Here is a 9,759-nt window from a genome sequence, read left to right as displayed (position 1 = left end):
CACGCCGCCTGGTGGCCCGGCCACGCCGACCAAGCCACCGAAACCACCCCCGGCACCACCGAATCCATCCCCCACCAGACCGCCGGCGACGACGAGGACCGGAACAAGGTCGAGCACGACCCCTCGGGACGTCGTAGCTAGCGTCCGCCCACGATCAGGGTCCTGCCCCGAGCAGGAAACGGAACACCATGACCGCCACCTCCCAGGAGGTGGCGGTCATGTGACCAGGTCCGGTCCGTGCAGGAGGCGCGACCGGTCGCGCCTCCTGCGGCACCCGGCGGACCGCCGTGCTGAAGGGCTCCGCGTAACCTGCTTCCCGTGCCCGCCTCCCGTCTGCATCGCGTCGCCGTCCTTGTGCTCGAAGGGGCGAAACCGCTCGACGTCGGCATTCCGGCGCAGGTGTTCACGACTCGCGCGAGCATGCCGTACGAGGTACGGGTGTGCGGTGCGGCGCCCGGCCTGGTGACCGGCGGCGACGGCCTGTCGTACCACGTCGCCCACGGCCTCGACGCGCTCGCGTGGGCCGACATCGTCTTCGTCCCCGGCTACCGGTTTCCCGACCGCGAGGACCCTCCGGGGCCCGTCGTCGAGGCTCTCCTCGGCGCCCACGCCCGGGGCGCACGGCTCGCGGCCATCTCGACGGGTGCCTTCGCCCTCGCCGCGACAGGCCTGCTCGACGGCAGACGCGCCACCACGCACTGGCACTACACGCGGGCACTCGCGGCCAAGCATCCGCTCGTCCGGGTCGACGAGAACGTCCTGTTCGTCGACGAGGGCAGCGTGCTGACGTCGGCCGGCGCCGCCTCGGGCATCGACCTGTGCCTGCACATCCTGCGCGGCGACCTCGGGGTGGCCGCGTCGAACCACGCTGCCCGCCGTCTGGTCGCGGCTCCCTACCGCAGCGGCGGTCAGGCGCAGTACGTGCCGCGCAGTGTGCCCGAGCCACTGGGTGAGCGGTTCGCCGCCACCCGGGAGTGGGCGCTGCACCGGCTCGACGAGCCCCTCACCCTCGATGTGCTCGCCCGGCACGCGGCAGTGTCGGCGCGCACCTTCTCGCGGCGCTTCGCCGAGGACACGGGGTACACGCCGATGCAGTGGGTCATGCGCGCCCGCATCGACATGGCGCGTGAACTGCTGGAACGGTCGGAACGCAGTGTCGAGCAGATCGCTGCCGACGTCGGTCTGGGCACCGGCGCGAATCTGCGGCTGCACTTTCAGCGCATCCTCGGCACCACGCCGAGCGAGTACCGGCGCACCTTCACCCGCGGCGAGTAGCCGACCGCCCCGCACACCCCACGCACTCCTTCGACCGTCCGGCAAGACCACGTCCTTTCTTCGGCCGTCCGGCAAGCCCGGCTCGCTCCTTCGGCCGCCGGTCGGCTTGGCGCGATCCTTTTGAACAGTGGCGATCACGCCGCTGTCCGGGACGGACGCGCCCGGCGAACCTGGTGGCGACCCGACGGGCAGGGACAGGGACAGGAACAGGACAGGACTCATGACTCGCATCGCCATCAACGGATTCGGCCGCATCGGACGTAATGTGCTGCGTGCACTGCTCGAACGCGACAGCGCACTCGAGGTCGTCGCCGTCAACGACCTCACGGAGCCCGCCACGCTCGCACGACTGCTCGCCTACGACACGACGGCCGGCCGGCTCGGCCGACCGGTGTCCGTCGACGGCAACACCCTCGTGGTCGACGGCCGCCGCATCACGGTGCTCGCCGAACGGGAACCTGCTCAGCTGCCCTGGGCGGAGCTGGGTGTGGACATCGTGCTCGAGTCGACCGGGCGTTTCACCTCGGCCGAGGCGGCCGGCGCCCATCTGACCGCGGGCGCGAGGAAGGTGCTCGTCAGCGCGCCGTCGGACGGTGCCGACGTCACTCTCGCCTTCGGGGTGAACACCGACGCGTACGACCCGGCCCTGCACACGATCGTCTCGAACGCCTCGTGCACCACGAACGCGCTCGCGCCGCTGGCCGCGGTCCTCGACGAACTCGCCGGTATCGAGCACGGCTTCATGACGACGGTGCACGCCTACACGCAGGAACAGAACCTGCAGGACGGTCCGCACCGGGACGCGCGCCGGGCGCGTGCCGCCGGAGTGAACATCGTGCCGACCACGACGGGCGCCGCCAAGGCCATCGGACTCGTGCTCCCGAACCTCGACGGCAAGCTGTCCGGCGACTCGATCCGGGTGCCCGTCCCCGTGGGCTCGATCGTCGAACTCAACACCACCGTCGCCCGCGACGTGACCCGTGAGGACGTGCTGGCCGCCTACCGCGCGGCGGCCGAAGGGCCGCTCGCCGGCGTCCTCGAGTACTCGGAGGACCCGCTGGTCTCGTCCGACATCACCGGCAACCCGGCGTCGTCGATCTTCGACTCGGCCCTCACCCGGGTCGACGGCCGCCACATCAAGGTGGTCGCCTGGTACGACAACGAGTGGGGCTTCTCCCACCGCGTGATCGACACCCTCGAACTGCTCGCCACGGCCTGACGGGCACCACTGACGGACGAGCACGTACGCGGACAGGTAGTCGGCGACGGTCAGGACCTCGTCGCGGGTGCCGACGCGGACGGCTGGATCGGCGAGCCGGGCGGCGCGACCGGCGGCCGAACCGACGTCGTCGAGATGGAACTTCAGCCACCGCGGCTCGCCGTATGCGGCTGCCAGCCGGGGGACGAGTGCATCCAGCGGGTCCTCGCCGGTAGGGGGTTCGACGAGACGCCAGTAGGTGGTCGCGTCGACGGTCGGTTCGGTCTCGGCGGGCGTGGCCAGGGTGATCAGGACGTCCTGGGCGTCGATGACCAGGTGGCACACCAGGTCACGGACGAGCCAGCCGGCACAGCCCGACGGCCGTTCGAAGTCCTCGTCGGGGAGATCGGCGACCGCCGCGAGCAACGCCGCCCAGGACAGGGAGAAGAGATCCACTGCGGCACGGTAGTCCCGCAACGGCGGACAAGCGCATTCCGGCCGACGGCCGGCCGCTCGGTCCGGACGCCGGCTGGGCCATGTGCCGGACACACTCCGGCCCGGCCGTGTCACCACTCGCGCCGGGAGAACCTTCGGCAGGCGACCTCCGCCAGGTCCATGTGCCCTTCGTCGCGGGTCAGTGTGCCACCGGAGCCTCGGCAGACCGGGCCGGACACATGGGGCGGGTCCAGGCCGAAGTGCTGCACGGGTACGTGTGTGCCGGCCGCGCACGGGCTCCCTCCGACGCCGGCGAAGGCGGAGCCGAGGGAGACGCGAGGCGGATCTTTGCGGCGCGGGAGCCGACGGGACGGACTTGCCGGTGCGGACACGGAGGGGACGTGCCATACCCGTACGGGATCCGGCACAGCAGACCAAGCCCGCACGGACGCCGGCGGAACGGGCCGTGCCCGTACGGCACCCGGCAAGGGGGAACCAAGCCGTACGGACGCCGACGGGAGGGACCGTGCCCGTACGGATCCGGCAAGGCGGACCTTGCCGGTGCGGGTGACCGGGGGAAGGGCTCAGAGCTTGGCGCCGAAGTCCTGGGTCCACCACGGGCCGCCCGAGCCCTTGTGGACGCCCACGCCGATGTCCTTGAAGGAGCAGTTGAGGATGTTGGCGCGGTGGCCGGGGCTGTTCATCCAGGAGTCCATCACCGACTGCGGGGTCTGCTGGCCCCTGGCGATGTTCTCCCCGTACGTGGACCAGCGGTAGCCCGCGGCGGTGATGCGCTGACCGGGGTCTGCGCCGTCGGGGTTGGTGTGGTCGAAGAAGTTCCGGGCGGCCATGTCGTCGGAGTGGCCCTGCGCGGCCTTGTCCAGCTGGGCGTTCTCGGCGAGCGGTCCGCAACCGGCGGCCGCCCGCTCCTTGTTCACCAGCGCGACCACCTGGGCCACGGTGCCCGCCGGGGCCGCCTGCGTCTGCGGGGCGGTGGAGGCGGTGCGCGTCGGCCGAGGGGGCGGTGCGGGAGCCGACGTGGTCTTCTTCGCGGGGTGCGGGGTCTTCTTGGCCTCGCTCTTCGTCTTCGATGCCGACGGCGACGGCGACGCGGAGGCGGAGGCGGACGGCGAGGTCGCCGCGGCGCTGGGTGCGGAGAGGTCCACGACCGGATCACCGGCGGTCTGTGCGGTGCTCGCCCCCTCGTTCCCGGCCCCGTTGTCCGTTCCGAAGTACCAGAGTCCGCCGCCCGCGACGCAGACCGCCACGACGGCGCCGCCCACGGCCCGGCGCCGGACGCGCTTGCGCCGCCGCGCCTCGCCCCGGGAGCCGGTCCGGCCGCGCGAGGACCGGTGCCCGACCGCCATACCGGTGTCCGCGTGGTCCGCGGACGCGTCCGCCCGGGACGCGGAACCGGCCAGGGCCATCGTGTCCGACGGGAGACCCATCCTCGCCAGCAGCGCGGTCGACACCGCGACCAGCGCCAGTCCGGCCAGCAGTCCCTCCGCGGGCATCAGCCCGCTCCACAGGCCGGAGCAGTGCATGCAGTCGCGGGCGTGGCGGGCTATTCGCTTGCGCCACAGCGCCGAGGGCCGGCCGTCCCAGGAGGCCAGCACGCCCCGCAGTTCCTCACAGGGCGGCTGCGCGTCGAGCGCCCGTACCACCACGCGGGCCGACTCCAGCTGCGCCTTCATCCGCTGCACACGGACCGCGGTGTGCTGGGGCGACAGTTCGAGGGCAGCGGCCACCTCTCCGCGGGTCAGTTCCCCGGCGCACTCCAGCCACCACAGCGCGAGCAGCCCCCGGTCGTCCGGCTCCAGCCAGCGTGTGGCCTGCGCGGTCTCCCGGCGCTGGCCGGACAGTTGCAGCTGCAGCATGGTCAGGTCCACGAAGTCCGCGCCCGGGTCGGCGAGGTCCTCGGCCTCCTCCACGCCGGCCCGGGTGAACTGCCGGTCCTGCCAGTGTGCCCGGACCTGGTTCATGGCGATCGCCACGAGCCAGGAGCGGAAGCTCTCGGGGGTGCGCAGACCGTCCAGGGCGTCCAGGGCGCGGAGCATGGTGTCCTGCACTACGTCGTCGACATCGACCGAGCCGTTCAAGGCACGTCCCACGATGTTGTAGACCAGCGGGAGGTACGCACTGACCAGCGCGTCCTGGGCTTCCGGGTCACCCGCTCGGGCAGCGCTCACCAGTGCCGCCGTGTCCACCGTGTCCTGTGTGCTCATCAAAAGCTTCCCTGTCGTCGATGCCGAACGGTGCTGTCCGATACCTGGGAGACCGCTGTGCGGGCCCCGGATAACGGTTATTCGGACACTCGTTCAGGGAGAGGTTCGTCGCACCTGCCCGGCTGTCGCAATGGGAGAGATCACAACAGGGGGAATGAACGGCACAGTTCGTCGCCGAGGGCCGTGCGCCGGTAGCGGACGGTGCGGCCGCTGCGGGTGCGGCTGAGCAGGCCGGCATCGTAGAGGACGGCCAGGTGCTGGCTGACCGCGCCGGGGGTGACGTTCAGACGGTGGGCGAGTTCGGTCGTGGAGGCCGCTTCGGCCAGGAGGCTCAGCAGGCGGGCGCGGGGACGGCCGAGGAGCCGTGCCAGCGCACGGTCGGTGACCGGCGGTGGTGCCTCGGAGAGGGTGGCGCGGCCCCGCGCCGGATAGATGAGCATCGGCGGGCGCGTCGGGTCCAGCACCGTCTGGGCGCCGCGGGCGAAGATCGTCGGCATCAGCACCAGGCCGCGTCCCGCGATCCGGATGTCGACCGACGGCCACGGGGCCGTGTCGCCGGTACGGGTCAGCCGCAGTTGGTCCTCGTCCCACACGAGCCGCGGGTCGAGCCCGGCGAACAGCGCCGCAGCCCCCTGCTCGGCCAGCACCCGTGCCTGATGGGCGAGATCGGCCTCCAGGATGCTGTGCACGCGCGGCCACCAGCCGTCGCTCAGGCAGGTGTGCCAGTAGGCGTCGAGGGCGTCGGCGAGGCGGGTGAGGAAGGCCGACTGGTCGGCCAGACCGTGTACGACGACCGGCGGGAGCGCGCCCTCGGTGCGGTAGGTGGCACGGAAGTCGGCGGTGACGACGTCCGGCGGGGTGCGGCGGACCTCGTCGAGTTCGTCGGCGAAGACCGGCCGGGCACGGGTGGGGCGCGGGCTGAGGAAGTCGGGCACCCACAGCCAGGGGGCGACCAGCGCGGTGAGCAGTTCGTGGTCGAGGTTCTCCAGGCGCGGGCGGATGCGGCGCAGCCATGGCCGGTGATGCGCGTACCGGGCCGGGTCGTGCAGGCAGCGCAGCGAGAACACCGCCTCCTGCAGCGGGGAGTAGGCGAAGGAGGTGGTGGCGAGGTCATCGACCGCGAACCGGAACTCGATCATTGAGTGCCAGGCTAAATGATTGTCGGACGTGAGCGGATGCCGGGTTGGCTGTCAGGCATGACCACGACATCACCTTCGCACGCCGCTGACCAGGGCGGAAGTCCCGAGCCGGCCGGTGCCACCCGCGCGGGCGGGCTGCTGCCGGCGGCCCCTGCGCTGCGCCTGGCCAGCGTACTGACCGCCGTCAACTCCCTCGGCAACGGGCTGTTCTTCCCGCTCGGCGTCCTGTACTTCACCCGCATCGTCGGTCTCGACGCAACGGCGGTCGGGCTCGGGCTGACGGTCGCGGGCCTGGTCGGCGTGGCCGCCGGGGTCCCTGCCGGACGGGCGGCGGACCGGTGGGGCGCCCGGCGGGTCGGGGCGCTGCTGTGGGGCGGCACGGGTCTCGCCATGGCGGCGTACACCCTGGTGCACTCGTACGCCGGGTTCCTCGTCGCGGTGATCTGCGCGACGGGTCTGCAGATGGCGAGCCGTGGGGTGCAGGGGGCGTTGTACGCCGACGTGCTGCCGGCGGCGACGCGTGTGGAGGCGCGGGCCTACCTGCGCACGGTGACGAACATCGGGATGGGGGTCGGCGGCGCGCTGGGCGCGGTCGCACTGCAGGCGGACTCGCGGGGGGCGTACATGACGGTGATCGTGCTGAACGCGCTGTCCTTCGCGGGTCCGGCACTGTTGGTCCCACGGCTGCCGCTGGCACCGCACGTGGGCGAGCGCGCGGTCCCGGACGCCGACGCCCCGGCCGCGGACCGCTGGCGGGCGGTGCGTGACCTGCCGTTCCTCGCGGTGACCCTGCTCAACGCGGTGCTGGTCGTGCAGTACACGCTGCCCGAGGTGGGGCTGCCGTTGTGGATCGTGCAGCGGACCGAGGCGCCGCGCTGGACGGCGGCCCTGCTGCTGATCGTCAACTGCGTGCTGGTGGCGCTCCTTCAGGTACGGGTGGCGCGGCGGTCCTCCCAGGTCCCCGGCGCCGTACGGGCGATGAGCTGGTCGGGGCTTCTTCTGGCGGCGTCCTGCGCCGTGTATGCGGTGTCCGCGGGCCTGTCTCCCGTGTGGGCGGTGCTGTCGCTGACCGCCGGTGCCGTGGTGCAGGTCTTCGCGGAGGTGCTGTCGGCGGCCGGTGGCTGGACCCTCGGCTACGAGCTGGCGGACGCCCGCGCGCACGGTGTCTACCAGGGCGTGTTCGGCGCCGGCATGTCGGCCGGGATGATGGCGGGCCCGGCCCTGGTCACGGTCACCGCGATCGCCCACGGCGCGCTGGGCTGGGCGGTGCTCGGAGTGATGTTCGCCGTGGCCGGGCTCGCCGTGGCACCCACCGTGCGCTGGGCGCAGCGGGACGGCGCCTGGCGGGGCGAGCCTGCCTGAGGCTCCCGCCGCACCGGCGCCAGGACGCTCCACAATGACAAGAAATGCCTGAAAGACCTCAAGAGTTCGAAAGACCGCAAGAATCTGAAGAACCTCAAAAGTCCGAAAGGCCCGGAGTGCCGGAAAGACCTCAGTGCCACGAATGACCGAGGGGGAGGGGGCGGTGTTCGTGCCGGCGCGCCGAGCGCCAGGGCGCGTCCGCGCGTCCACGGCACCTCCTCGCCGGGAAGAGTGGCCCTCGGCGCGCGGGACCGAACCTCCGCGACGGGTCGTCCGTGCGGGGGCGGGGCCTCAGAAGCCGAGGTCGCTCAGGCCGGGGTGGTCGTCGGGGCGGCGGCCCAGCGGCCAGAAGTAGGCGCGATCGGACTCCGCGATCGGGAGTGTGTTGATGGAGGCGTGCCGTGTGCGCATCAGCCCGTTCTCGTCGAACTCCCAGTTCTCGTTGCCGTAGGAGCGGTACCAGTTCCCGGCGTCGTCGCGGTGTTCGTAGGCGAAGCGCACCGCGATGCGGTTGCCGTCGTGGGCCCACAGCTCCTTGATGAGCCGGTAGTCCAGCTCGGTGTTCCACTTGCGCGTGAGCAGCGCGACGATCTCGTCGCGGCCGGTGGCGAACTCGGCACGATTGCGCCACCGGGAGTCCTCGGTGTACGCCAGCGACACCTTGTGCGGATCACGGGTGTTCCACGCATCCTCGGCCAGGCGGACCTTCTCGATCGCGCTCTCCCTGGTGAACGGCGGCACCGGCGGGCGGGTGGCCTCGGTCATGTCGTCTCAACTCCTTCGGACTCCGGGCACGCCACAGCTGGGCGAGCCCCCACAACCACGCGAGAACGCTCGTTCTCGCCGACACCCGTCAGCCTAGAGAACGAGCGTTCTCCATGCAAGGACTCCCCCCGTCCGGCGCGCCGAGACATAAGCGGAGGGTTTGGTTCCGTGACATCCGTCACGGCATGTCCCGATCTAGCCCTGCCGGATAGTAGGTGCCGCTCTGTCGACATATGGGATTTGTCCGTCTTGGTGTCCGCGTCGGCCGCCGCCGCCGGGGCGGCACTCCGGCCGGGCGGCGACACCGCCGGTTCATGGAGGCACACAGGGATTCTGACGGGGCGTCAGCAGCTCGGCCGGACTGCCAGAACCGGACCAGCACGCTCCGCATGTCCTGGCAAGGCTCCTCCGGGTCTACTAGGCGCAGTAGTACGAGGGCCCTTTGCGCTCGCTGTGAAGCCGTCCTAACAATGGCGACCCGCACAACGTCTCCGCAGCTCAGGAGCGGGGTCCGCGCAGAACCGCCCTCACACGGGGACTCTGCGCCTACCGGGTGAGGTCACGCATGGCAAAGCATCGCAAGAAGCAGTACTACCGGCGGATGGTCATAGCCGCAGTCGCCATGGGGGCCGTAGGCATACCGTCCGCCGCCATGGCCTGCGTCGACTGGCCGGGCAAGAGTACGGACCAGTCCGACAGCGCCACTCCCTACGCGGGCGCCGGCAGCCCGTCCGAGACGGCCGCCCACCACAGGTGGGAGCACCGCCAGAGGCATCACCACCGAGGTCATCACCGCAACCTCCACAAGGCGGCCACGCCCGCTCCGGTGACGTCGAAGACGCCGAGCGCCGCTCCGAGCACACCGAAGGCCACCAGGCCTGTGCAGCCGAGGCCCACCGCTTCTGCCGCCGCTCCCAGGCCCACTGCCTCCGCGACCCACGCGGCTGCGAGCACCCCCAAGGCCACCGCCACGGCGTCCGGGGTCGTCGCGCGCATCGTGCAGCTCGTCAACGCCGAGCGCGCCAAGGTCGGTTGCTCCGCCCTCACCCTGAACGCGACCCTGACCAAGGTGGCGCAGGCGCACAGCCAGGACATGGCGGCCCACCAGAACATGTCGCACACCGGCTCCGACGGGTCCGACCCCGGCCAGCGCATCACGCGTGGCGGCTACGCCTGGAGCGCCTACGGCGAGAACGTCGCCTACGGCTACGCCACACCCGAGCAGGTCATGGCGGGCTGGATGTCCAGCCCCGGTCACCGCGCCAACATCCTCAACTGCTCGTTCAAGGAGATCGGCGTCGGTCTCGCGCAGCCCAACAGCTACTGGACCCAGGACTTCGGCACCGCCCGCTAGGAGGAT

General features: G+C 71.6%; 7 protein-coding genes and 1 pseudogene. 4 read left to right on the top strand and 4 right to left on the bottom strand.

Going from position 1 to position 9,759, the window contains the following annotated elements:
- Positions 1–318: 318 nt before the first annotated feature.
- Together ACFZCP_RS37415 and gap are read left to right on the top strand one after the other, a co-directional pair.
- The gene (locus ACFZCP_RS37415; RefSeq protein ID WP_391437989.1) at positions 319–1,275 is read left to right on the top strand and encodes a helix-turn-helix domain-containing protein; all 957 of its coding nucleotides are present in this window, start codon (positions 319–321) and stop codon (positions 1,273–1,275) included.
- Between the two features lie 220 nt (positions 1,276–1,495).
- Positions 1,496–2,494, top strand: coding sequence for a type I glyceraldehyde-3-phosphate dehydrogenase (gap, locus tag ACFZCP_RS37410; protein WP_391437982.1), 999 nt, complete (start codon positions 1,496–1,498; stop codon positions 2,492–2,494).
- Positions 2,495–2,512: 18 nt separating this feature from the next.
- Here gap and ACFZCP_RS37405 read toward each other — a convergent pair.
- The 3 genes and pseudogenes from ACFZCP_RS37405 to ACFZCP_RS37395 all read right to left on the bottom strand — a co-directional run.
- Positions 2,513–2,929, bottom strand: a pseudogene (locus ACFZCP_RS37405) (maleylpyruvate isomerase N-terminal domain-containing protein); the annotation flags it as partial.
- 563 nt (positions 2,930–3,492) lie between these two features.
- Positions 3,493–5,133 (bottom strand): sigma-70 family RNA polymerase sigma factor, encoded by a 1,641-nt coding sequence (locus ACFZCP_RS37400; RefSeq protein WP_391437972.1) that lies wholly within the window; start codon positions 5,131–5,133, stop codon positions 3,493–3,495.
- Positions 5,134–5,273: 140 nt separating this feature from the next.
- Complete coding sequence (locus ACFZCP_RS37395) at positions 5,274–6,272, bottom strand: ArsR family transcriptional regulator (protein ID WP_391437964.1); 999 nt, start codon at positions 6,270–6,272, stop codon at positions 5,274–5,276.
- 57 nt (positions 6,273–6,329) lie between these two features.
- On the opposite strand from ACFZCP_RS37395, the gene ACFZCP_RS37390 reads away from it, so the two are divergent.
- On the top strand, positions 6,330–7,634 hold the full coding sequence (locus tag ACFZCP_RS37390; protein WP_391437959.1) for an MFS transporter: 1,305 nt from the start codon (positions 6,330–6,332) through the stop codon (positions 7,632–7,634).
- A 291-nt stretch (positions 7,635–7,925) separates the two neighbouring features.
- Here ACFZCP_RS37390 and ACFZCP_RS37385 read toward each other — a convergent pair whose 3' ends face one another.
- On the bottom strand, positions 7,926–8,399 hold the full coding sequence (locus ACFZCP_RS37385; protein WP_391437954.1) for a DUF1348 family protein: 474 nt from the start codon (positions 8,397–8,399) through the stop codon (positions 7,926–7,928).
- A gap of 565 nt (positions 8,400–8,964) precedes the next feature.
- Here ACFZCP_RS37385 and ACFZCP_RS37380 point away from each other — a divergent pair.
- Positions 8,965–9,753 (top strand): CAP domain-containing protein, encoded by a 789-nt coding sequence (locus ACFZCP_RS37380; RefSeq protein ID WP_391437948.1) that lies wholly within the window; start codon positions 8,965–8,967, stop codon positions 9,751–9,753.
- Positions 9,754–9,759 lie beyond the last annotated feature (6 nt).

Source organism: Streptomyces sp. NPDC007971 (assembly GCF_042958635.1).
Classification (GTDB): domain Bacteria; phylum Actinomycetota; class Actinomycetes; order Streptomycetales; family Streptomycetaceae; genus Streptomyces.
This window is presented reverse-complemented; position numbering and strand designations above follow the sequence as displayed.

Coding starts and splice junctions, on each gene's coding strand:
- gap (WP_391437982.1), top strand. CDS start 1,496: ATGACTCGCATCGCCATCAACGGATTCGGCCGCATCGGACGTAATGTG.
- ACFZCP_RS37400 (WP_391437972.1), bottom strand. CDS start 5,133: ATGAGCACACAGGACACGGTGGACACGGCGGCACTGGTGAGCGCTGCC.
- ACFZCP_RS37395 (WP_391437964.1), bottom strand. CDS start 6,272: ATGATCGAGTTCCGGTTCGCGGTCGATGACCTCGCCACCACCTCCTTC.
- ACFZCP_RS37390 (WP_391437959.1), top strand. CDS start 6,330: ATGACCACGACATCACCTTCGCACGCCGCTGACCAGGGCGGAAGTCCC.
- ACFZCP_RS37385 (WP_391437954.1), bottom strand. CDS start 8,399: ATGACCGAGGCCACCCGCCCGCCGGTGCCGCCGTTCACCAGGGAGAGC.
- ACFZCP_RS37380 (WP_391437948.1), top strand. CDS start 8,965: ATGGCAAAGCATCGCAAGAAGCAGTACTACCGGCGGATGGTCATAGCC.